Origin of the sequence: Plesiomonas shigelloides, assembly GCF_900087055.1 — a bacterium.
Lineage (GTDB): Bacteria > Pseudomonadota > Gammaproteobacteria > Enterobacterales > CAMTGL01 > Plesiomonas > Plesiomonas shigelloides.
In genome coordinates this window covers 1,842,046-1,865,111 of sequence record NZ_LT575468.1, presented here as the reverse complement: position 1 = coordinate 1,865,111, position 23,066 = coordinate 1,842,046, and the positions used below count along the sequence as shown (strand labels likewise).

At 45.6% G+C, this 23,066-nt stretch carries 21 protein-coding genes; 7 read left to right on the top strand and 14 right to left on the bottom strand.

All coding sequences use genetic code 11. The annotated features are described in order from the left end of the window. The first annotated feature begins 43 nt into the window (after positions 1-43). On the top strand, positions 44-1,564 hold the full coding sequence (locus NCTC9997_RS08185) for a cyclic di-GMP phosphodiesterase (RefSeq protein WP_071849692.1): 1,521 nt from the start codon (positions 44-46) through the stop codon (positions 1,562-1,564). A 136-nt stretch (positions 1,565-1,700) separates the two neighbouring features. Here NCTC9997_RS08185 and NCTC9997_RS08180 read toward each other — a convergent pair whose 3' ends face one another. The 9 genes from NCTC9997_RS08180 to rluE form a co-directional block, all read right to left on the bottom strand. Continuing rightward, on the bottom strand, positions 1,701-2,279 hold the full coding sequence (locus NCTC9997_RS08180; protein WP_064977814.1) for a phosphatase PAP2 family protein: 579 nt from the start codon (positions 2,277-2,279) through the stop codon (positions 1,701-1,703). A gap of 299 nt (positions 2,280-2,578) precedes the next feature. Continuing rightward, positions 2,579-3,715, bottom strand: a complete 1,137-nt coding sequence (locus tag NCTC9997_RS08175) for a ribosomal protein uL16 3-hydroxylase (protein WP_064977813.1) — start codon at positions 3,713-3,715, stop codon at positions 2,579-2,581. A 23-nt stretch (positions 3,716-3,738) separates the two neighbouring features. Then, the gene (gene phoQ / locus NCTC9997_RS08170) at positions 3,739-5,220 is read right to left on the bottom strand and encodes a two-component system sensor histidine kinase PhoQ (RefSeq protein WP_039044792.1); all 1,482 of its coding nucleotides are present in this window, start codon (positions 5,218-5,220) and stop codon (positions 3,739-3,741) included. Then, positions 5,217-5,894: a two-component system response regulator PhoP gene (gene phoP, locus NCTC9997_RS08165; protein WP_039044791.1), complete on the bottom strand. Its 678-nt coding sequence runs from the start codon at positions 5,892-5,894 to the stop codon at positions 5,217-5,219. The genes phoQ and phoP overlap by 4 nt, the downstream gene beginning before the upstream one ends. A gap of 290 nt (positions 5,895-6,184) precedes the next feature. Then, complete coding sequence (gene purB, locus NCTC9997_RS08160) at positions 6,185-7,552, bottom strand: adenylosuccinate lyase (RefSeq protein ID WP_064977812.1); 1,368 nt, start codon at positions 7,550-7,552, stop codon at positions 6,185-6,187. Between the two features lie 27 nt (positions 7,553-7,579). Beyond that, a complete protein-coding gene (gene hflD / locus NCTC9997_RS08155) occupies positions 7,580-8,206 on the bottom strand; it encodes a high frequency lysogenization protein HflD (RefSeq protein WP_010863771.1) in 627 nt (208 codons plus the stop codon). 4 nt (positions 8,207-8,210) lie between these two features. Continuing rightward, positions 8,211-9,314 (bottom strand): tRNA 2-thiouridine(34) synthase MnmA, encoded by a 1,104-nt coding sequence (gene mnmA / locus NCTC9997_RS08150; RefSeq protein ID WP_064977811.1) that lies wholly within the window; start codon positions 9,312-9,314, stop codon positions 8,211-8,213. Positions 9,315-9,506: 192 nt separating this feature from the next. Then, positions 9,507-9,953, bottom strand: coding sequence for an NUDIX hydrolase (locus NCTC9997_RS08145; protein WP_064977810.1), 447 nt, complete (start codon positions 9,951-9,953; stop codon positions 9,507-9,509). Beyond that, positions 9,943-10,614 carry a 23S rRNA pseudouridine(2457) synthase RluE gene (gene rluE, locus NCTC9997_RS08140; RefSeq protein WP_010863768.1) on the bottom strand — a complete coding sequence of 224 codons (672 nt, stop codon included), beginning with the start codon at positions 10,612-10,614 and terminating at the stop codon, positions 9,943-9,945. Before rluE ends, NCTC9997_RS08145 begins: the two co-directional genes overlap by 11 nt. 137 nt (positions 10,615-10,751) lie before the next feature. On the opposite strand from rluE, the gene icd reads away from it, so the two are divergent. After that, positions 10,752-12,005, top strand: a complete 1,254-nt coding sequence (gene icd, locus NCTC9997_RS08135; protein ID WP_010863767.1) for an NADP-dependent isocitrate dehydrogenase — start codon at positions 10,752-10,754, stop codon at positions 12,003-12,005. Positions 12,006-12,154: 149 nt separating this feature from the next. On the opposite strand, the gene NCTC9997_RS08130 is transcribed toward icd, so the two are convergent. The 3 genes from NCTC9997_RS08130 to NCTC9997_RS08115 form a co-directional block, all read right to left on the bottom strand. After that, the gene (locus NCTC9997_RS08130; RefSeq protein WP_064977809.1) at positions 12,155-13,294 is read right to left on the bottom strand and encodes a phage integrase Arm DNA-binding domain-containing protein; all 1,140 of its coding nucleotides are present in this window, start codon (positions 13,292-13,294) and stop codon (positions 12,155-12,157) included. 404 nt (positions 13,295-13,698) lie between these two features. Beyond that, positions 13,699-14,349 carry a class I SAM-dependent methyltransferase gene (locus NCTC9997_RS08120; protein WP_064977807.1) on the bottom strand — a complete coding sequence of 217 codons (651 nt, stop codon included), beginning with the start codon at positions 14,347-14,349 and terminating at the stop codon, positions 13,699-13,701. Between the two features lie 611 nt (positions 14,350-14,960). Continuing rightward, a complete protein-coding gene (locus NCTC9997_RS08115) occupies positions 14,961-15,764 on the bottom strand; it encodes a helix-turn-helix transcriptional regulator (RefSeq protein WP_167550134.1) in 804 nt (267 codons plus the stop codon). A gap of 484 nt (positions 15,765-16,248) precedes the next feature. Here NCTC9997_RS08115 and NCTC9997_RS08110 point away from each other — a divergent pair, with 484 nt between their 5' ends. From NCTC9997_RS08110 to NCTC9997_RS08095, 4 genes are all read left to right on the top strand, one after another. Beyond that, a complete protein-coding gene (locus tag NCTC9997_RS08110; RefSeq protein ID WP_064977805.1) occupies positions 16,249-16,575 on the top strand; it encodes a hypothetical protein in 327 nt (108 codons plus the stop codon). A gap of 1 nt (position 16,576) precedes the next feature. Further along, positions 16,577-18,187, top strand: a complete 1,611-nt coding sequence (locus NCTC9997_RS08105; protein WP_064977804.1) for a methyl-accepting chemotaxis protein — start codon at positions 16,577-16,579, stop codon at positions 18,185-18,187. A 308-nt stretch (positions 18,188-18,495) separates the two neighbouring features. Beyond that, complete coding sequence (locus tag NCTC9997_RS08100; protein WP_256855325.1) at positions 18,496-19,608, top strand: methyl-accepting chemotaxis protein; 1,113 nt, start codon at positions 18,496-18,498, stop codon at positions 19,606-19,608. Next, positions 19,609-19,881 carry a hypothetical protein gene (locus NCTC9997_RS08095; RefSeq protein WP_152114555.1) on the top strand — a complete coding sequence of 91 codons (273 nt, stop codon included), beginning with the start codon at positions 19,609-19,611 and terminating at the stop codon, positions 19,879-19,881. Positions 19,882-20,183: 302 nt separating this feature from the next. Here NCTC9997_RS08095 and yidZ read toward each other — a convergent pair whose 3' ends face one another. Continuing rightward, positions 20,184-21,140 carry an HTH-type transcriptional regulator YidZ gene (gene yidZ / locus NCTC9997_RS08090; RefSeq protein ID WP_064977801.1) on the bottom strand — a complete coding sequence of 319 codons (957 nt, stop codon included), beginning with the start codon at positions 21,138-21,140 and terminating at the stop codon, positions 20,184-20,186. An 18-nt stretch (positions 21,141-21,158) separates the two neighbouring features. After that, complete coding sequence (locus tag NCTC9997_RS08085; RefSeq protein ID WP_064977800.1) at positions 21,159-22,337, bottom strand: MdtL family multidrug efflux MFS transporter; 1,179 nt, start codon at positions 22,335-22,337, stop codon at positions 21,159-21,161. Between the two features lie 283 nt (positions 22,338-22,620). Here NCTC9997_RS08085 and NCTC9997_RS08080 point away from each other — a divergent pair, with 283 nt between their 5' ends. Then, positions 22,621-23,034, top strand: coding sequence for a hypothetical protein (locus NCTC9997_RS08080; RefSeq protein ID WP_010863738.1), 414 nt, complete (start codon positions 22,621-22,623; stop codon positions 23,032-23,034). Positions 23,035-23,066 lie beyond the last annotated feature (32 nt).

The window sequence follows — 23,066 nt, the reverse complement described above, 5'->3', positions numbered from 1 at the left end:
CATAGAAAGGCAGTGGATGAGCCTGTAATCTATGGAATGAAATATGAGAAGTAAAATATCAATAATAATATTCTCTGGCGTATCTACGTTCATTCTTGTCTTTATTCTTTCTCTTCTTTTTATCCAATCTTATTCGGCTAATGAAACCAATGCAGCATTAACGCAGACTCGTATCAGTATTGATCAGCGCCTTGACCGAGTCGTTGGCGAAATTGATAAACTATTTTCACTTCCTCAGTTGACCTGTTCTGCGATAAAAGAAGATCTCGTTAAACTGGCAGCATTCGATGATATGGTTCGCTCTTATCTTATTGTGAAAGGGGATGAGATTTACTGTTCATCGGCATTAGGCAGTCGCACTTTTTTGCTTAAAAACTATTTCCCAGATACGCGCGTAGATAAGCCTTATGGCCTGCATGTGAGCTTGGGAACCGCCGCCTTGCCTAATAAGCCCATCGTTTATTTGTGGGTAAAAGATCACAGTGGGCGAGTTTCTGGTGGGTTGGCGACAATCCCGCTGCCAGTTAACAGCGCACAACTTTTGGTGTCAGCCTCTGCCAAATTAACTGCGATTGCTATCGTGATTGATAACAAAGCCTTGGTGACAGGACAGCATGAGTTTCAAAGCCCGTCTACACTGCCTAAACCACTCGCCAGTATTGAGTCAGAAAAATATGGTTATCGATTGTATTTTTTTGGCAAATTGCTAACGGTGACTTCATGGTATGAGATGATCTTTTTCTCATTAACGATCAGTATGTTAGTCATGATGCTGATCTATATCTACCATGGCAAAGCACAAGATATGCGCTCGGAAATACTGCGAGGGATCCGTGAGGGTCAGTTTTTCGTGGTGTACCAACCGGTGTTTAATTTACATACCCAAGTGATGGCCGGTTTTGAAGTGTTGCTACGCTGGAAGCATCCGGTGAAAGGGCTCATTCCGCCGGATCAGTTCATTGCGTATGCCGAGCATAATGGGGTAATTATTGAGCTCACGAAGCATATGTTCGAGCTGGTGGCTAAAGATGCCAAATTGATGGTGCAACATTTCTCACCGGGGATGAAGCTGGCCGTTAATATCTCGGCAGTGCACTTGCAATCAGAGCATATTATTGCGGATTTAACCGCGTTTCGTGCTTGTCTGCCAGCGCAGCATTTTGTCTGTGTGCTGGAAATTACCGAACGGGTGTTAATTAAAGATGATGCCGAGGCTGAACGGTTGTTCAAAGAACTGCATGACCTCGGTTTTGAACTGGCGATTGATGATTTTGGTACTGGCCATAGTGCGCTGATTTATCTGCAAAAGCACAAGATGGATTTTCTAAAGATTGATAAAGGTTTTATCCAATCCATCGGGCAGGAAACGGTACACACCCCAGTGCTGAATTCGATTTTGCAGATGGCAACCGATCTTTCGATGAAGGTGGTTGCCGAAGGGGTAGAGACAGAAAAACAACTGACCTATCTACGCCGGAGCGGTGTTTTGTTCGCGCAAGGTTATTATTTCAGTCGGCCGCTGACGTGTGAACAATTGCTGCATGATGTGAGCCATACCGACTAGCACGAGCTGCCAGTATGGCTGTAGTTAATTGCGAGAGTTAAGTGTGTGAGTGAATAACCTGTGGCCAACAGCGCAGACGACGTTTTTCACATATTCACATATTCACATAGTGATAGTGGAACTCACGTGGTAGAGCTTATGTGCGCCGTTGTGGTGGTGTGCGGCGCGGCGGACAGAGATAAGAGGCTAAACGCCATGTCAGATAAGCCGCCAACAGGCTGACCGGAATAGCACCCAGAATATCGAACGGGAAATGAACGCCTAAAAATACCCGCGCCCAACTGATAGCTACGCCGAGTAACAGGATTAGCCAAGCACTTTGTGTTTTCCGGCTAAGTTTTCCCTCTTTGACGGCTCTTTCACTAAACAGCAGATAAAAGCCGAGGCTGAACATCAACGTTGCATGTCCGCTTGGGAATGAGGCATTGGCATTGTGGAGCAGGTAGGTTTTCCCGATAGGCACCATAAACGGGCGCGGATGCGGATAAATCTTGCCAATAATAAAGCAGGCCAAATAGGCTAGTAGGGCACAGATAAACAGCGCAATGATATGCTGCTGGGTTTCTTTATCGCCGCGGATAAATTGGAAAATAAATGTGGCTAAAACAATATAAATAAGCCAACGAGCAATAAAATGAGCCGTGCTGATTAACCACAAGGGCGTATCGGCTGTGGCGTTAATCAATAAGAAAAGATGCTGATTCAGCGCTTCCATCATCATGTCCAAAAGCAAGGTTTCACATGACTATAAACACTGTCAGAGAGGTGAGCCATTGTGGCGACGAAGAACGAATTTCCTGTATCAGATTGATTTAATTTTTGCTGTCACACTCGGTTGTTGCACAGGATAAGGTAGCTTCATTGGGGGGAACATTCATTAGGTGAAGAACGCTGTGCATGATCAAGAAAGCTCAGCATGATCAACAAAGTGACCATGCTGAGCTCAGTTTTCGTGGATTAAGCGCTTTCGCGGATTCAGCCAATGCGGGTTAGCGAATCTGCGCGGAGAGGGATTTACTCTTCGTCAGTAAAATACCAATAGCCGCAATTCACCAGCTCTGTGAGCGTCGACAGCAGTGCTGGGTTACCCAGATTGTCACCCAGATCGTCAGCAGTGAATGATTCTTGATCGCACAGCAGATGACGAACTTCGGCGCAGCCTTCTGGCAGATGCAGCTCCTCACCATTGATAAAGCAGCGCTCACCGATATAAAACGCACGCAAACCACCAAGGCGATACAACGGCAGCGCATCTTGCTGCAGCATGTCGTAAATTTCTTCGGCAGTAAACTCTGGATCGGCCGGAGCCAGATCTAACTCATGGCTCGATTGGCTGATGAAACTGCCGAACCAGTCAGTAAAGATGGCGGGATCTTTCAAGGTCGCCAACATCATGGTTTGCAGCTTGTTCAATTCAGCCTCAGTGATCGCGCCAGGAGTGCGAGTCAGCGCCAGTTCAGGATCGTCATAGCGTTGATTGCCAAGATCATTGGCCAGCAGGTAGTCCGCAAAGCTGCTGATCAGGTCACGCTGATTCGGCGCACGGTAACCCACAGAGAAACTCATTGAGGTTTCCAGTGAGTAACCATCGTGCGGGAAGCCTGGCGGAATATACAGGATATCGCCGGTATTGAGCTCTTCATCGATAATTGGCTCAAATTGCTCAACATGCAGCAGACTTGGGTGCGGGCAGTGCTCTTTAAGCGGCAGTTTGTCCCCAACGCGCCAGCGGCGACGACCCGAACCTTGAATGATGAATACACCATACTGATCGATATGCGGGCCAACGCCACCTTGCGGTGTTGAAAACGAAACCATCAGATCGTCAAAACGCCAGTTAGGCAGAACGCGAAATGGCGTGACCAGCTGCGCAGCCACTGGATGCCAATGGTTAACTGACTGTACCAGCAGTGACCAGTGGGTTTCACCCAAGTGGTCGTAGGCTTCAAAAGGGCCATGTTCAGCTTGCCAAGTTTGATTTTTAAAGCTCACCAAACGGCTGTCGGCATCGGGCTCCATCGCTAAACCGGCCAATTCATCCGCGGTCAGCGGATCGACAAAGCCAGGGAATGCTTGGCGTAGGATCACCGGTTTTTTCTGCCAGAATTCAGCCATGAACGCTGGCCAATCAAGATTAAGTTGATACTGCATGCGGTTGTGTTCCTGTCGTACTTTTATCCGCGCATTATACGTGTTTTAGGGTAAAGCGCCTTGTCTTCTTGATCGGCAAAGGTAACCGTAAATTTCGCGCCACCCAGCAAACTTTGCGCTATCTCAATTTTACCGCGGTAGCGCTCCAAGATACTGGTAGCGATGGCTAATCCCAAGCCTTGTCCTGGTTTGAGCGTATCGGCGCGTTGCCCTCGTTGGATCACCGTTTCGCGCTTGGCTGGGGGAATGCCGGGGCCATCATCTTCAATGATGAATTGCAGCGCATCGCCTTGCTGGCGGGCAGAGATGGTGACGAATTCGAGACAGTACTTGCAGGCGTTATCGATGATGTTGCCCATCACCTCCATAAAATCCTCCCGATCGCCGCAGAAAATCAGCTCTGGCGGGATATCTAGTGTCAGGCTTACGCCTTTACTGGCATAGACTTTATTCAGCGCGCCACAAAGCGGGTCAAGCATGCCGGGTACGGAGGTCAATTGCCGGTGTAATGGATCATCGTGGGGGCGATCAGCACGGCGCAGGTAATAGCCGATTTGCTGCGAAATGCGATCGATTTGCTCTTGCAAGACCGGTTCGGCTTCCTCCAGTGACGTTTTTTCGGGCGATAAACGCAATGAGCGTAGGGTGCTTTGTAGCACCGCCAGCGGGGTTTTAAGGCTGTGCGTCAGATCGCCGAGCGTGGCGTGGTAGCGCTCTTGCATCTGCTTTTGCGAACTGATCAAACGGTTGAGGTTTAAGATCAACCGGCGCAATTCTTGTGGTGGCTTGGGGCGTAAATCCAGATGTTCGCGGTCGTGGGTCTCTAGCTCTTCCACCTGTAACGAAAGCTCAGCGATGGGGCGCAAGCTCCAGTTGGCTGCTAGCCATAATAGTGGCATCACCAGCAGCAAATGTGCGACCAGCACCCATTCGAATAAGGTCCAGACATAATCGGAGTCTTGTAACTCTTGTGGTACGGCATCGAGGGTGACGATGGTCATCGAAGGAAGCTCGTTCATCGCCGGATAGGTGTTAACCGCTACCGAATAGGTCACATCATCATCAATATAATCCGGTAGGCGGTTTTTCAGCCGCTCGTTACCCAGCAGCGGATACGTGGCGATGGGGTGTGGGCTATCAATTTCATAGAAACCGGGTTTTTTCAGCCATTCGGATCTGATTTGTTCTTCAAATTCCGGCAGGTCAGCCAGCCGCCACAGCAGCTTGCCGTCTGCATCATAAATCCATGCCAGCAGCATTTTGTTGCGGATCAGCGTTTTTGGCACGTTAACGTTCAGTTTGCCATCTTGCCAATGGGCAAAGTTGATGAACATGTTGCCTTCGCTGCTCATCAAGCGGTAGGTGTTACGTTCAAATACGTACACGTAGCCGCCGATGGCGACCACGCCATACAGCAGAGATAAAAAACCCACCAGCAGAGCGGTTGCCAGCAGAAAACGCAGCCGCAGCGACTGGATTTTAAAGAGCGGCGAGGTCCGTTTCATTGGCACTGCAACTCAAAACGGTAACCTTGACCGCGGATGGTGGTGATAACCTCATTCAAGCCATCTACTGCCAGTTTGCGCCGTAGGCGTCCCATTAATACATCAATAGTGTGGGTTTCGCGCAGTTCGGCATCGGCATACAGCTGAAACATCAGGGTATCTTTACTGATCACCTGCTGATGGTGACGCATCAGGTATTCCAAGATCTTGTATTCGAACGCCGTTAACTTCACGGCTTCTTGATTGATGGTCAGCTCACGGCGCGACAAATTAAGCTGATATGGCCCTGCAGTCATATAGGTTGACGTGATCCCGCTACTGCGGCGGACCAGCGCTTGCAGCCGAGCGACCACCTCTTCGAGTTGGAACGGTTTGGTGACATAGTCATCGGCTCCCGCTTCCAAACCTTGGACCTTTTCTTGCCAGCTATCTCGGGCGGTGAGGATCAGGATGGGTAATTTTTTCCCACAGGCGCGCCAGCGGCGGATCAGCGATAAGCCATCTTCATCCGGTAAACCTAAGTCGACCACCGCAATATCCAGTTCATGCTCTTGCTGGAAATAATCCGCTTCTACCGCATCTTTGGCGGCATCCACCTGATGTCCTTGCTCTTCGAGCTGTACCTTAAGATGGTGACGAAGCAGGGCATTGTCTTCAACAATCAGAATCCGCATGAGAACCTCACAACAGGGGCGCGACAAAGACAGCCTGTATTGTATACCGCAATGCGCCCAAGGAAATGTGGCAATAATAGAGTTATTTAGTGACCAAGAGGCGCGCTACGCAAACACTGCTTTGCCACCCAAATACATGCCACGAAAAAATAAAGGGACGAGTGTAAGCATAGAGTATGCCGCATCTTGGTTAAACCAACGATAAATAACAAAAAAGCCGGTAACAGAGTTACCGGCTGATTCAGCATGCTAGCAGAGGCTATACGCGATAGCGCTTGGTGATGTAAGACTTAAAGCTCATCCACCATTTGTGCCGCGCGGCCAATATAGCTGCCCGGCGTCATGGCTTTCAGACGTGCTTTTTCGTGTTCTGGCAGCTCCAGACCATCGATAAAGCTTTGCATGCCTTGCGCGTCAACACGCTTGCCACGGGTCAGCTCTTTGAGCTTCTCATATGGCTTTTCGATGCCGTAACGGCGCATTACGGTTTGGATAGGCTCTGCCAACACTTCCCAGTTGTGATCCAGCTCGTCGGCCAGATGGTCTGCGTTCACTTCCAGCTTACTAATGCCTTTCAGGGTAGAGGCATACGCAATCAGAGAGTAACCCATGCCCACTCCCAAGTTACGCAGAACGGTGGAGTCAGTCAGGTCACGCTGCCAGCGAGAAACCGGCAGTTTAGCGGCCAGATGGTCAAACAGCGCATTGGCCAAGCCTAAGTTGCCTTCGGAGTTTTCGAAGTCAATTGGGTTAACTTTGTGCGGCATGGTAGAAGAGCCGATTTCACCGGCGATGGTCTTCTGCTTGAAGTGGTTCAGTGCAATGTAGCCCCACATGTCACGATCGAAGTCCAACAGGATGGTGTTGAAACGCGCCATTACATCAAACAGCTCGGCGATGTAGTCGTGCGGTTCGATTTGCGTAGTGTACGGGTTCCATGTCAGGCCCAGTGATGTCACGAACTCTTCGCTGAAACGGTGCCAGTCAACCTCCGGGTAGACCACTATGTGCGCGTTGTAGTTACCGACCGCGCCATTGATTTTGCCCAGAATCTCAACTTGTTGCAGCTGCTTAAACTGGCGCTCCATACGGTAAGCAACGTTCGCCATCTCTTTACCAACGGTTGATGGCGTTGCTGGCTGGCCGTGAGTACGCGACAGCAGCGGCATATCGCGATAGGTGTGCGCCAGATCTTTGATCTCATCAATCAGCTTGCGCCACAGAGGCAGGATCACAGTTTCACGCGCGGTGCTCAGCATCAGACCGTGAGACAGGTTATTGATGTCTTCGGAGGTGCATGCAAAGTGGATGAACTCATTCACGGCGTGCAGCTCAGGGATCGCAGCCACTTTTTCTTTCAGGAAGTACTCCACGGCTTTCACGTCGTGGTTGGTTGTCCGCTCAATGGTCTTGATACGCAGCGCGTCTTCTTCGTTGAAGTTGCTGACGATGTCGTCTAAAAACGCATTGGCCTGCGCGCTGAAGGCAGGCACTTCGGAGATCCCCTGGCAGGCTGCCAGTTTTTGCAGCCAACGTACCTCAACTGTCACCCGGAATTTCAGCAGGCCAAATTCACTGAAGATACTACGTAAAGCCGTAACTTTATCGCCGTAGCGGCCATCAATCGGGGATACAGCGGTCAGTGCGGACAGTTCCATGGGTATAAAAACTCCTGAGTTCAGAGATTAAAGGGATCCTAAAATTCGCTTGGCTTGGTCAACTAACCGGCCCCGCGAGAAAATCAATTGCAGACGGCTACCGCCAACCTGACGCCACAGCACAGCCGCGCGAATACCGGCCAACAGTGCAGCGCGAACGCGGTTTTGCACCAGCGGACTTTGCAATTGTATTGGTGAGCCGGTGACTTGGATGCGTGGGCCGAGTGGGCTGATTACATCCACGTAAATGGCGGCGATAGCGCTGATCATTTGCTCATCGAGCAGATCAAAGTGTTGCTGCTGACGATCCAGACCTTGGATCCGATCGGCCAGAATAGACAGGCTGTCTTTACGTGCGGAGAGTTTCTTTTCCAGAATGATGAGGCCAATCAGGTAGCGGGTCAGTTCACTGTCTTGCTGGCCACTGAGGCCGGAGAGTTGGGTAATCAGCGTTTCTAGACCCAGCTGTAGACTGTGAGGTGACTGGCCGAATACATCCAATGTGGAGGAGGGGGCCGTCTGCATAATACTGGTGAGTGAGGCGCGTAGCGCCTCACTGTTGGCATTACCATTACGGGAGATATCTTGTACTAGCCGAACGGCTTGGCACATGCCGGCAAGGGCGTAAACAATATCTGTCGTATTTTTTGCCACTGAATCACTCCCTGATTTGGGCTTCGATAATACCGCCGCCCAGACATACTTCACCTTGATAGAAGACCGCAGATTGACCCGGTGTTACGGCAATTTGCGGTTCGTCAAAGCGGACTTCGATTTCATCTTCGCCGCGCGGGATCACCGTACAGGCGATATCTTGCTGACGGTAGCGGGTTTTCACGCTGCAGCGGAAAGTTTCTTGCACAGTTTCGCGGTCAACCCAATGCAGTTGGCGGGCAATCAGACCATGTGATTTCAGACGCGGGTGATCATGACCTTGTGCGATGATCAAACGGTTATTTTCCGTGTCTTTATCGACCACGTACCAGGCTTCGTCGGTACCTTCTTTGGTGCCGCCAATCAGCAGACCTTTACGTTGGCCCAGTGTATGGTACATCAGACCTTGATGCTCACCCATCACCACGCCATCCACGGTGACAATCTGACCCGGCTGCGCAGGCAGGTAGCGCGCCAGAAAATCACGGAACTTACGCTCACCGATAAAGCAGATGCCGGTGGAGTCTTTTTTCTTAGCTGTTGCCAGACCGATCTCTTCGGCAATGCGGCGCACTTCCGGTTTTTCCAGCTCGCCGACAGGGAACAGGCTCTGTGCAACCTGCTGATGACCCAGCGTGTACAGGAAGTAGCTCTGGTCTTTGTTGTTGTCCAGACCGCGCAGCAGTTGTGCTTTACCCTCTTTTTCACCGCGACGCACATAGTGACCGGTCGCGATGTAGTCCGCGCCCAGATCTTCGGCGGCAAACTCTAAGAAGGCTTTGAATTTGATTTCTTTATTACACAGGATATCCGGGTTTGGAGTCCGGCCGGCCTTGTATTCCTCAAGGAAATGCTCGAATACATTATCCCAGTATTCTGCCGCGAAATTCACGGTGTGCAGCTTGATGCCCAGCTTGTCACAAACAGCTTTGGCATCGGCCAGATCCTGTGCCGCGGAGCAATATTCGTCGGTGTCGTCTTCTTCCCAGTTCTTCATAAACAGGCCTTCGACCTGATAGCCCTGCTGCTGCAGCAGGTAAGCAGAAACGGAAGAGTCAACCCCGCCGGACATACCGACGATCACTTTGATATGGCTGTTATCAGACATTTATGTACTACACCTTTGCGGCCAATAGGCCAGTTTGAAGAATGAGGTAAATTCTCGCTGAGAATTCCGGTGGCAGATTTTAGCACATCCACAGGGCCGCGCACAGTGCGGCGCTTGCCATTGCGGGCACGCTCTGCGCAGAGAAATCTTCACGATTTAGTGCCTATTTGGGTTGCCTATCTCTGTGGGGGTTTAGACAACCGCAAGCACGGAAAGAGGGATACGCTCCGGCTGTAAAAACAACGAGATACTTTCCATCACCAAGGGGCTACGCAGGGCCATATGACGCATCTCATCGGCGCTGACCCAATGGCAGGCGACGATATCCGGATCTTGCGGTTCACAAGGCGGACACTGATCTAAATCGATAGCAAACGTAAAGCGAATAAATGGCGTACCGTCTGGCGCAGTCCACTGGAAGATTTTCAGCAATGACTGTGGCTGCATGCGCAGGCCACTTTCTTCCCATAATTCACGGCGCGCAGCGTCCAGCACGCTTTCATTGGCTTCCAGATGCCCCGCTGGTTGGTTGTACAAAACCTTGCCATTAATGTGCTCTTCGACCAGCAGAAACTTGCCCTGACAGTGCACCACATTGGCGACAGTCACATGCGGAGTAAAACGCAGCTTATCGGACATAAGCACCTCGTGTTGGTTTGGTATCTGCTGCGCTGGAGGGGGCGGCGACATCTTTCCATTCGCCATTCGGCAGATTATCCAGCGTCCATGGCCCCATTTGGTAACGGATCAGGCGTAGCGTCGGGAAACCGATATGGGCGGTCATCCGGCGCACCTGCCGATTGCGACCTTCAAACAGCGTGATCTCAAGCCAGCTGGTGGGGATATTTTTACGCTCCCGGATTGGCGGGTTGCGTGGCCATAACCAGCTTGGCTCTTCGCGCAGCGCGATTTTCGCCGGTAGCGTAGGGCCATCTTTTAATGTCACTCCATCGCGCAGCTTTTGCAGGTCTTCTTCGCTGGGAATACCTTCGACCTGTACCCAGTAAATTTTGCCGGTCCGCTTGCCCGGTTGGGTCAGTTGCGCTTGCAGCTTACCATCATTGGTGAGCACCATCAGCCCTTCGCTGTCACGATCCAGACGACCGGCGGCGTACACGCCCTGTACCGGGATAAAGTCCTTCAATGTGGTACGACCAGATTCATCAGTAAACTGCGGTAGAACATCAAACGGCTTGTTGAACAAAATGATCCGTTGTGGCGCAGAGGGTTGTGACGGTTTGCGATCCACACTGCGTTTAAAATGCCGGGACCCGCTTTTCTTGGTTGGACGTGCAATCATTTTCAGGATGTTCAATAAATTCTGTGAGCCGCATAGTATAGCTGATTCGGCAAGAGATTGGCGTAACAGGAATGTTCAAGTATTATTGACGCGCCTCTTACAAAACCATAACAAATGGACGCTCGAAGGAGATGTCAATGGAAAGCAAAGTAGTTGTACCAACCGAAGGCCAAAAAATCACTGTCGATGCGCAGGGCAAACTGCAAGTTCCGCATAACCCTGTGATCCCGTATATCGAAGGTGATGGTATCGGGGTGGATGTGACTCCTGCAATGAAGCTGGTGGTCGATACGGCAGTCGAAAAAGCTTACGGCGGCCAGCGCCAGATTCAGTGGATGGAAATTTATACCGGCGAGAAGTCTACTCAGGTTTATGGTGAAGATGTCTGGTTGCCGAAAGAGACACTGGATTTAATTCGTGAATACCGTGTTGCGATCAAAGGTCCTTTGACAACGCCTGTCGGCGGTGGGATCCGTTCTTTGAACGTGGCCTTGCGTCAAGAGTTGGACCTGTACATTTGCTTGCGCCCAGTACGTTACTACGAAGGTACGCCAAGCCCAGTTAAAAACCCAGAACTGACCGACATGGTGATTTTCCGTGAGAACGCGGAAGACATTTATGCCGGTGTTGAGTGGAAAGCAGGCTCTGCAGATGCCGATAAGGTGATTAAGTTCCTGCGTGAAGAAATGGGCGTGAAGAAGATCCGTTTCCCAGAAAATTGCGGTATCGGTATCAAGCCGGCGTCTGAAGAGGGCTCTAAGCGCCTGATCCGCGCGGCTATCGAATACGCTATTTTCAATGATCGCGCTTCTGTGACATTAGTGCACAAAGGCAACATCATGAAGTTCACCGAAGGTGCGTTCAAAGATTGGGGCTACGAGCTGGCACGTGAAGAGTTCGGTGCCGAGCTGCTGGACGGCGGCCCGTGGATGACCCTGAAGAACCCAAATACTGGCCGTGAAATCATTATTAAAGATTGCATCGCCGATGCTTTCTTACAGCAGATCCTGCTGCGTCCAGCCGAGTACGATGTGATTGCTACCATGAACCTCAATGGCGACTACATCTCTGATGCGCTGGCAGCACAAGTGGGCGGTATCGGTATCGCACCAGGGGCGAATATCGGCGCTGATTGCGCTGTGTTTGAAGCCACTCACGGCACTGCGCCTAAATATGCCGGCCAAGATAAAGTAAACCCAGGCTCGCTGATCCTATCTGCTGAAATGATGCTTCGTCATATGGGCTGGTTTGAAGCAGCCGATCTTGTCGTGAAAGGCATGGAAGGCGCGATTGCGGCTAAAACCGTAACTTACGATTTCGAACGTCTGATGGACGGCGCTAAGTTGTTGAAATGCAGCGAATTTGCGAAAGCAATGTGCGAACACATGTAACCCAGAATCTTTCCTTTTACCTTTTTTGGGGAGCTTCGGCTTCCCATTTTTTTAAAAGTGTCACGTAATTTCCAAAATGATTTCCAAAACTCTTTGCCAAAACCCCTCCATTTCTATTCACTGAAATGAATTAATATGCAAATGTCGATTTAGTCGTAATCCAGTTTTAGGAACTCTTTCCCGCGGTTGTTGTTGTACTTGCCGGTCATTTTTTGCGATGCGTGACCTAGCAGTTTCTGTGTGTTAATACCTTGCTCTCGGTATAAACGTTCCGACAGTGAACGAATTTCGTGGAAACTGGCAGGTGCCTGTTCTCCCCAATCGATACCACACTGGTCTCTCAGCTTTCCGAAGGCTGTAGATAAAGTTGTGGCGTTTTTAATCTCAGAACCCGCTTTAGTCTGCGAAGTTGAGTAATAGGTATGGATGATGTACTCACTGCCTCGGTTATCTCGCGTCATATCGATAACATCTTGCAGTGACAGCTTGAGAGCTTCGTTATAGAGGTTGGTTGATATTGCTATCTTCATACCGGTCTTTTGCTGTACTACATGCAGATAGCCATCCTTAATATCGCTATATTTCATGTTGAGTAAATCACCTAGCCGCTGTCCGGTGACTAAGCCAAGTAGCATGGCATGCCGTAGCCATGGTTGTCGTTTTTTCGTTTTAGCGATGTCCAAGATAGCCATGAACTCATCGAATGTAAGGCGAGAGCGAGTCACCCTATTGAAAGGTAATAGAGTGGCCTCCGCAGGGTTATACCCAGGAGGGACATCACCAAAATGTTGGGCCACTTTAAACATCTCGATCAACACGCCCCGAATGATTTGCGCCATGCGCCGCTTGTCCTCTTGAACAAGTTCATTTTGCATTTCATTGCAATGGCCAACATTGACCGAGTTAAGCGGCTGACTTCCGATGTGCTGTCGGATAAATGAAATTGGGTAAGCCTTCTGCTTAAAGGTGTTTTCTCTTATTTGCCCGTTTTCAAATCTTTCTTGCTGGTATTTTTCAAATTTATCTAGGAACAACTCTACGGATATTCCGTAGAGCGTTACTGTCTTGTTGCGCTTGAGTAGTTCCGCCTCAAGCTGTTTAGCTCGAAGCGATGACAAGCGGTTATTCGCTTCCGTTGCGATAGCGGCAGCTTCTTCGTAATCAGTTCCGAGTCCATAAAACTTACCATCCCTTGGGTTCTTGTATTGCCAGTAAATCGTATTGGTTTTGCGGTTTAACCGGCAGTACAGATTAGGTATGGCAATTTTGTTTTTTCTTGGTCTAGCCATTGCTTGAGAGGATTCGTTTTAGTTTGGGGTTGTCTGTCTTGAAAATCGCGGGTTTTACTTGTTCACCGATGTATTCAGCATAAGGTTCGACAAACCAGCGACGGGCAATTTTCTTGGGGGCGGGTTGTATGTATGCCTGTGCAGCCCAGCGATTGAGAGTCGCTTTACAAGGCGCGTTCATGCTGCATGCAGAATGCATGGATTTCTCGCGCTGTGCTCCATTACGGTCCTCCAATAAAAAGAACCACAGAGATGATGAAATTCGGCATGATAAAAGACTCATGAAGAGAGTTACTATGAAATCAAATGGGGCTTTCAGCTATTGAGGTTTGCTGTTTGGAAGGGGGGACCAAAAGCCGCAGCATTTGCTACGGCTAAAGTTTCGTTAATGATGCAGCGTTCTTTTAGTGGTGATTGGCATAGAATAGGGCAACAGAACCAATTACCTTGATGTTTACATTAGCAAAGTGATGTTCTAGGGCTTCTCTCAGTGAAAGTACATCATCTTCCTCGTTACTGAAAATCCCCTTGCTGTTGTAAATTGATTGGATTTTTTCAGCTAAGAGGTTTTTGTTTGTCCCTTTGCCCAATATGGTGCTGCCGAAAATCGTCGCGTTAGGGTTCATAAGCTCTTTCAGATAAGAGAATACGATGCTTTTTTCGGAGATTGACCCTGGCAGACAGTGCAGTAAGTAGTTTAAGCTCACAGAGTCAAACTTCTCACAGTTCATCTCAAGCGGCTCTAATACGTTCTTGCTGTACACCTCAGGCGTTAGGTGCGGTATCACGCTGGATGCAGCAAGAAGACTGTTCTCGTTTAAGTCCATGAGCGCGATACGTTGCTCTTTGTTATGCAGATTTTTTTTTAGGTAATATCCAGTGCCTACGCCAACATCCAGATGATTTTTGGTGGCTAAGTCAGCAAATTGTTTGCTGATTAACTTGGTAGGGCATTTCCATAGGAAATGATTTGAAAAGCCTAAAACCCATATGTCATAGATTGAAAGTACCGGTTTTGAGTAAACGGCCTGACCTGCAATTGCATCTTTATTCATTTATTTATTCTTGTCAGTCAATAGTAGGAGGCGAATTCTATATGAATTCTATGACATATCAACGCAGACCAGTTTGAAAAGTTAATACAGACTTATTATTCTTCTAGGTTTGGCCGAAACAATCGCTCGTGAGGTGCATAGGAGTTGTTCTGGTCAATAAGTGCAATGACATCACTCATGGCTTGTCCTGACTTGGTTATGTGCAGAACAAAAAAAGTTTCTAACTATTGGCATTGGCTTAGGTAGGGAATCGGATAAGCTGGATTAGCTGAGGTCGATAGTTTGTTTAATGTAGTCCTCCACAGGGCTTTGTAAAGCCACAAACGGCAGGGGACAAAACAACGGAAGCTCAAGCGATTTTGGTTGGAGGGGGGGGAGAAAACATGGTTGCACACTATAACCTGTATGTATATGCAGTATAGTGTGCTTGGAGCTGTTGGTATTTATGATTTTGGCGAGTTATAGAAGAGCCTGTATGTTGTTTGCTTGTATACAACTACAACTCATAAGCAGTATTTACTATAAAAAGGTGATGCGAAAATCGTCATCATGTTCTCAAAATCACCTTTACAAAATGTGCTTTTGAAAGCATCTTCTTTAAAAGATCTGGTCTATTTTCTTAACTCTTTAGGAGGGAAACCATATTTTCTTTTGAACTTAGCTGAAAATTGTGATGCACAAGTATATCCAAATAGATTCACAATTTCTTTTATTGAAATTTGCGAACTGCTAATTAATTCATATGCGTACTCAAGCTTTGTGTCATTTAATATCTCACGAAAAGTAAGACCTTCTTTCGCCAGGCTATTTCTCAGCGTTGACTCTGAAGTATGTAGTGCTTTTGCAATATCAGAGATTTTCCATCGGAAAGTAGGGTTTGCTTGTATTATTTCATAAACTCGCCAATGAAGCTTTGTGTTACCTCCGCCAAAATTGAACATGTGATTGTTTTTGTTACTTATTATTAAGTATAGCATCCCGAAAGCTAGGCCATCCATTGTAGCGTTATAGTCACAATGCAGAGCCATCTCCTTGAATAAACTAAAATAGCTGTGTATGTGATCTATATTCTCTAGTTCGAAATTACCGATTCTACCTGTAATTACAGTATTTTCTTTTGTGAAATTGATTTTTATTTTAGATAATACTTGTCGCAATAGTGAATCACTAAACAAAATCAGCTCAGCTGAAAAGTCAAAGCTTAAATCCATTTTTGATATTTTGTATCCAATAGGGAGCATGATTATGCTTTCCTTGCTAAAACAATGAACGGATTCATTCATAAAAATGTATATTCTGCCATTAGTTATTTTACATAAACTGATAGCGCAGATTTCAATATCGTTATCTAAATTGCTTCGTTGGATTGACATGTGCTTTGATTTTTCAGATTTATTAGTGTCAATTTTTAACATCTGATATTCGCCTTTCATTGTTAGCTTTGTGTGATAGGTGTGGCATAGACGCGAATTTTTACGTCATAGTTATCGTGCGTTTTTAATTGATATCATTGAGACTGTATCATTTTATATTCTTCATTTGTATCCAAATGTTTCCTTGCGAGTGATGTCCATCGGTAAAATAACTGGTGTTAATACTCTATATTTTAAATATGTGCTAGCAATCGATTGCTAATGCATCGGTTGTGCGAAATGTTTTTGTGGGTGTGAATAATAAACAAATTAATCAGGTCGGAGTTGTTTAATAAAATTATTCATTCAAAGTATGTGAAAAATAACATTAAGTACGCGTGGTAAAAATTATCACACAATTAATCATCACACTTATTTCGGTTATGAGTTAGCTAGATTTGTTGTCAGTGCCTCAGTGGCATGTATCAATCAGACTAAAGCTATCCATGATGACCTTGGCCTTAGTTTATGCTGGAGAATAGATTTTATGTCTAAATCAATTATGAAATTTGATAAAGAGAAAGCAATAATATTATTCGAAGGATTATCAGATAAGGAATTTTTATCTAGGCTGGAATTTCTTCTTGTTAAGATAGAGGATGATATTGTTTCAAGTTTAAATAAGCTGGGGCCGCTCAAGGGGATTTTGAAAAGTTCCGAGTGCTACTTAGTGATGGAAAAGATAAAGAAATTAAATGAGGGTCTGATAGATTCATTTTACTCTTTGAGTTTTATATCAGATAGAGAGCGAATTAAACTTATTAATAGAGCTGTGGCAGTAAGAGTTGCTATCGCTGATTTGCAGCAAATGTGAGATGATTAATATGTTCAAGTTTAAGATTTCAGAAAAGCTTATCCTAATGTCTGCTGTGTGGTTTATCGGTGTCGTGTTTTTGTCATGGAGTGCTACTAAATACATCAATAATAACTTGCGAATGTTTGAAAGAGCAAAGTCAGTGCAGTTTGAATCGCTGCTTTTAGTTAGTGAAATTAGCTCAGATTTTAATGAGATACGACGAGCTGAATTATCGGTTGCATTGAATGATGATGTTAGCATTAGACTGGGTTTTTTGAAAGACAAAAAAGATAAGCTTAAATCAGAAATTGAGCGATACTCAGAAATTCCATTTAATAGTAATGCTGAGTATAAGGCTTACACAATGCTAAGAAATGATATCAAATCCTACATAAGCTTGATTGGATTTGATGCGGAAAGTATTCAGCGAGAAGTATTAAGTGAAAGAGCAAAGGTATTATCTGAAAATATTGCCAAAGTCCTAGATGTAATGATTGATGAGAATAAAATAGCTTTGGCATCAACAATGAAGTCGATTAATGATGATAAGGTACATGATGAGTTTGTGTTATTAATATCATCATTGTTTGTGATTGTTTTTTCTTCAATTATTTGTTTTTTTATTAGGAGAAGAATTGTTCATAGTATTGATAAGTTTTCTGGCTACCTAAGTAATATTGCATCTGGTGATCTAACATTTAAGATTGATGATGCTCTTTTAGGGCGGGATGAATTTGGTGCTCTGGCTGAGAAGTTAGAGTCAACGCAAGAGAATTTGACGCGGTTGATTTCCGATATATTGAATATCGTATCAGAATTAGATGGTGCATCTGCATCATTGTTTGATGATGCAAAAAAAGCATTGGTAAACATTAAGTACCAATCAGATGAAATAGATCAATATGCTACAGCCATGAATGAAATGCAGGCGTCAATTCGAGAGGTCGCGTATAATACAGATCAGGCGGCTAGTGCCGCAGAACAGTCTAAACTTCAAACGATGGATAATAGTCAAGCAGTCCAAGAAATGGAGAAGAAATCCAAATCAGTGTCTGGATATATTGATTCGGCAGTCTATTCACTTGATGAGTTGTGTGTTTCAAGTAACAACATAGGTATTGTTCTTGATGTGATAAAAAACATTGCTGAGCAAACGAATTTATTAGCACTGAATGCTGCTATTGAGGCTGCACGAGCTGGTGAGCAGGGCAGAGGTTTTGCGGTTGTCGCTGATGAGGTTAGATCTCTGGCAAAGCGCACTCAAGAGTCAATAATAAAAATCAATGAAATAATATCATCTCTTCAAAAAAATGCTAATGATGTTTCTGGCATTATGCGTCAGAGTCAAGAAATCGCTAATAGCACAGTAAGTGTTGCAGCTAATGTTTTAAGTATGTTTTCTTCTGTCGATTCTCAAATTGAGAATGTTTCTAACATGAACATACAGATTGCTGCAGCTACGGAAGAGCAGCGTTTGGTTAGTGAGGAGCTTAATAGAAATATTGTAAAAATAAAGCAAACCTCAGACGTGGTTACAGAGACATCTCTTGCCTTGCAAGATTCTAGTGATAATTTGAAATCGATATCAAAAAGAATTAAAGGATCTGTGGAAAATACCTTTCTTATCTGACATGCCTTATTAAAGGCTAATAGTATTAGCTTATGGCGGCTAGGTGGTTTAATGAAAAATTTATCGATAATAAAAAGTATTGTACTGTTAAGTGTTGCATCTATTATAGCGATACTTATTGTGGGTGGGGTTTCGATGTCACCCTTGCTATTTCTTAAAAATAACACATTTGACATCAGCACACTCAGTATTCCTGCAATTAAAAATTCTGAGATGATACGTTTAAATATAAACAAGCTTCGTCATTATGAACTTAGATTGTTGTCAACTTTCAATGAGGTTGAAAAAACTCAGGCTACCATGGCGAGATATCAAAGACTAAGGCCGAAATTGCTCAGTTAGTCTCAGATTACAAAAAAACGACGGACCTGGGCGAGGATGAGAATTTAATTGATAATTTAGATGAGCTTTTGAGTAGATACCTGATAGTAAATGACTCATTCCTATCATTGATAAAGAAAGGAAACTATGCCGAAGCTAGTTATATTTACTTCGGCTCATCTTCATTACTTTTTTCTGAAATTGAGATGCTCACCATAAAGCTGGCTAACTACAATTATGAATGGGTTTCTAAAGATGCCGATTCTATATATCGTGAGGTGGATGTTTTTTTTCTTAAGGTATCGTTATCTATTGCCATATTATCGTCTTTATTGATTATATCATCCTATATGTTAGTCGTTAAAATTAGAAAGTCACTTCGTTTGATCGTGGATCAGACGAACAAAATTGCTAATGGTGATCTAAGAAGAAGCTTATTGTGTGATTTTGTTGAGTCACATGAGATGCGTAATGATGAACTGGGAGAAATAGCTTTATCTTTGCGACAGATGAAGGCAAATGTTCACCACATTATTAATGAAATAGTATTGTCTGCTGAACAATTAAGATCTGCGACTGAAGAAGTAAAAGTTATATCAGAGAACACTGCTCATAGTATGCAGTCTCAACAGACAGAGATGACACAACTTGCAACAGCAATGAATGAAATGCAAGCGACTGTTAACGAAGTGGCTAGAAATACTACTGATGCTGCGGATGTTGCAATTGAGGCTCATAAATCCTCTGATAATGGTCAGCATCAAGTACATGCAACGGTTCAACTCATTGAATCTGCTGCTCGCGAAATCGAAGATGCAGCCAAGACGATCCAACAACTTGAAATAGATAGCGCAAACATATCTATGGTTTTAGATGTTATTAGGAGTATTGCAGACCAAACTAATCTTTTAGCATTAAATGCTGCGATTGAGGCTGCTCGGGCAGGAGAGCAAGGCAGAGGATTTGCTGTTGTTGCGGATGAGGTAAGAACACTTGCTCAAAAAACACAAGATTCTACAACAGAGATAAATAGCATTATTGTATTATTACAAGATCGTGCACTAAGCTCAGGTAAAATTATGCAGCAGAGCTGTATTTGAATGAGTGATAGTGTAAATCAAGCTAGACGTTCTGGGATGTTAATGGAGTCTGTGAATGTATCAATAAGCAATATATCTGAAATGAACATTCAAGTTGCTGCTGCTGCGGAAGAACAGAATAGTGTCACAGTTGAGTTAAATAAGAATATCATCGCGATAAATGAAACTCTTACTGGGATATCAGATGGCGTAACTCAGACATCAAAGTCATGTGAAGATCTTGCTCATTTAGCTGAGCATTTACAAAGTCTGTCACTCAAGTTTAAGCTTTGATGTGGATTTTAAGTCGCCCGTTTGATTTGTGATCTGGCAGTTGCTGTATACCTGAGCTGCTGTTAGGTTTGTCTAGTTTATTGGTATCTATTCAGGTTGTATATGTGGTAGCTGTGTTTATCTGGTTTTCTTCTAGTCGCCAAAATTACATTTCTATGCGACAGATTATAGATGAACGCGATTACAGAGAATATATTCGGTGGCGGCAACTCGCTAAGCAAGTATTGAAAGTGCGTTGTTTGAATAACTACTGGAAAGGGGGGGTAATAAAAATGAAATTATATACGCCCCGTATAGTTAAATTATGGATCTTGCCGATAGAGCCTTTTTATTTCATTGCGTAACCACATTACTTTTGCATCTTGGTTATGTCGTTTATGCCACAGCAATATGAAATGAATATCTAGCTGTTTGTACAGAGGTTCGGTAAGTGGTAATGGCTTGGCGATCAGATTGCCATGATGCCTTTGGGCATAACTGGTGCAATATGACGGTGCGATAGCAATGAGTTCATGACTTGATTGAGACGCAATATGTAGTGCTTGTTCAAAGCTGGAAACCATGATCGGAACATGGCGTTTTAGCCCTTCATCATTTAGCACATTATCAAGTGCCCAAGTATCGTTAGCTTCCCATATCATGCTGATTTGCGGGCATGCTAGGAAGTTCTCGAGTGACCACTCCTGTTTTAACAGAGGGTGTTCTTGGCGCAGAAAGACCACGGGGCGGTCAGTAAAAAGTATCTCGTGATCGATGTAATAAGGAAGTCGAGTGAGCTTGGCATGAGAGCGTCCGTACGTTTCTCGGGCGCAAAAGCCAAGATCTGCTTCACCGCTGATAATGGTATTGAGCGATTGGTGATCCCATCCTAAAACCTTGACTACCGAGTTTGGGTATTTCTCATAAATAGTCATAGGTAAATCATTTAAAAAACTGATGTAAAAGGGCGACTCCATCACTAGATTGAAACTGGCCCCATCAGGAATTGCATCGCTGTTGAGCGATGCAATGCTATCGGTTAGCTGAAACCAGACCTTGAGTTCTTGCTCCAAACTCAGAGATAAGTTTGTTGGCTGTAAGCGCTGCCGCACCCTCACGAACAACGGGTCATCAAACCAATCACGAAGTTTAGCGAGCGATTTACTCACCGCAGAGGAGGTCACACAGAGTTTTTGTGCTGCGCCCGCAACACTGCGCTCTTGCATTAAATGCTTGAATACAACGAGCAGATTCAAGTCGAGCTCATTCAAAGAACGCATTTTCCCTCTCATAACTTACTACCCGCGTAATTGATTTGGGTGATTAACCATAAACCATGGTACCAGTACTTTAACGGCGAGATAACTGAGCAAACTAACCAGTAGAGAATACATCAGCATTTCAGATGGCGTAAATTCGAGGTACCCCATTAGCCAGATGTACAAACCTGAAAGACTGATTTGCATGATGCAAAGAATGGCACTGGCAAAAGCCACATTGTCTTGTTGGCATTCATTCAAGGCATCTCCCATCGCGATACCAAATCCACAAGAAAAACCAATACAGATGAGAGAAAAAGCCAAGAGCAATAACTCAATATTACCATTTAGGTGCCAGCTACCGATGAGGCTCAACAGCGCCAGTAAGTAGGCTAAATGTGAGAACGCCAAGACGTTATGACTGCCAAAACAGCGTAATAGTAACGGTGTGAGAAATGAGGTGGCCATGCTAACGCCAGCCATTACCATCATTACGATGGAGTATTGTTCGGCGGTAAATCCCAGCTGCTTCATGAGTAATAACGGAGAGACACTGACATAAACCAAAATGTTGGTAACGCTGGCGCTAGTGAGTAACGAAAGCAACATAAAGCGAGGTGCACGTAATACAGCAAATGACGTAGATAAACCTCTCTGGTGTGGGGTTACTGGTCGCGTTTCTTTGAGTAAGACGAGATTGATGAGGCCACAGCATATGGCAATGCTAGCCATCGTGATGAAAATGCCACGCCAGCTGGAATGAGACAAAATAATGTAGCCGAGTACAGGGGCTAAAACCGGTATTACGCAAATAACGCCATTGATCATGGCGAGTGCGGAGGCAAGCCGTTCTTGGCTTAAAACATCACGAAGAATCGTGAATGACATAATGTAGAGCGTGCCAGCACCTGCGCCTTGCCAGAAACGGCCGAAATAGAAACCGTAGATGTGAGTGGCAGTTGCAGCCACCAACGAAGCGATAACGAAGAGTAATGCACCGGCAAGAACCACTCTTCGCCGACCATAACGGTCAGCAATCACGCCTCCGATTAACACTGTAGCGGCCATACCAAACAGATAGATTGAGAAGGCGGTATGGATCTGTGCATCATCGGCATGCAAGCTATCTGCAATATGCGGTACGGCTACGAGGTAGAGATCTATGCCTACCGGGTAAAGGATAATCATCCAGAAACAACATAATAAAAAAATTCGCATCAGATCCCCACACAGACAGGCCTTGCTACCTCTTAGAAGAGGCGGCATTAGCGTTTTTAGTCGAACCCATTTTGGTGGTAACTATATGATGATGCTATGGTTATACCTAGTGAACATCTGGCCATCGAAACTTTCCAATCTGGAAACATCAAGAGCATGTGCGGTACTAATGAGAAAACAGCACTGGCTGAAATGGATTCACACAATGCTGCGTTTTACCGACGGTCGGAGTGAGTGATAAATTGCATAATGGCTCTTAAAATCATTTTGAATGGAGTAACTGATGAAGCGTTGTTTGCGGTCGGCGAGTGCTGGCCTTTTAGGTGCAATGTTATTGATGGCGAGCCCATTCGTGTTGGCGGCTGACACCTCTCAAGCTGTTCAGTTTCAAAAAGGTACATCTGGTGCGGAGATTAAAGGGAAAATTACCGGCGGCGATGTCAGTGATTTCACGTTAGTGGCAAAGAAAGGCCAGCGCATGCAGGTGTATCTAAAGAGTAAGCGGTTGACGACTTACTATAACGTCATGGGGCCAAATAGCAGTGGGGAGGCGTTATTTAATGGCTCTATGTCAGAGGGTAACTACGACAGTATTCTGCCCGAGTCTGGTAAGTATACTATTCGGGTCTACCAGATGGGTGGGGTAAAAGATGACAATAAAACCACACCATTTGTTTTGAAAGTTCGGATCTATTGAGTACTTCGGCAACCTCATGTCATGGTCGGCGT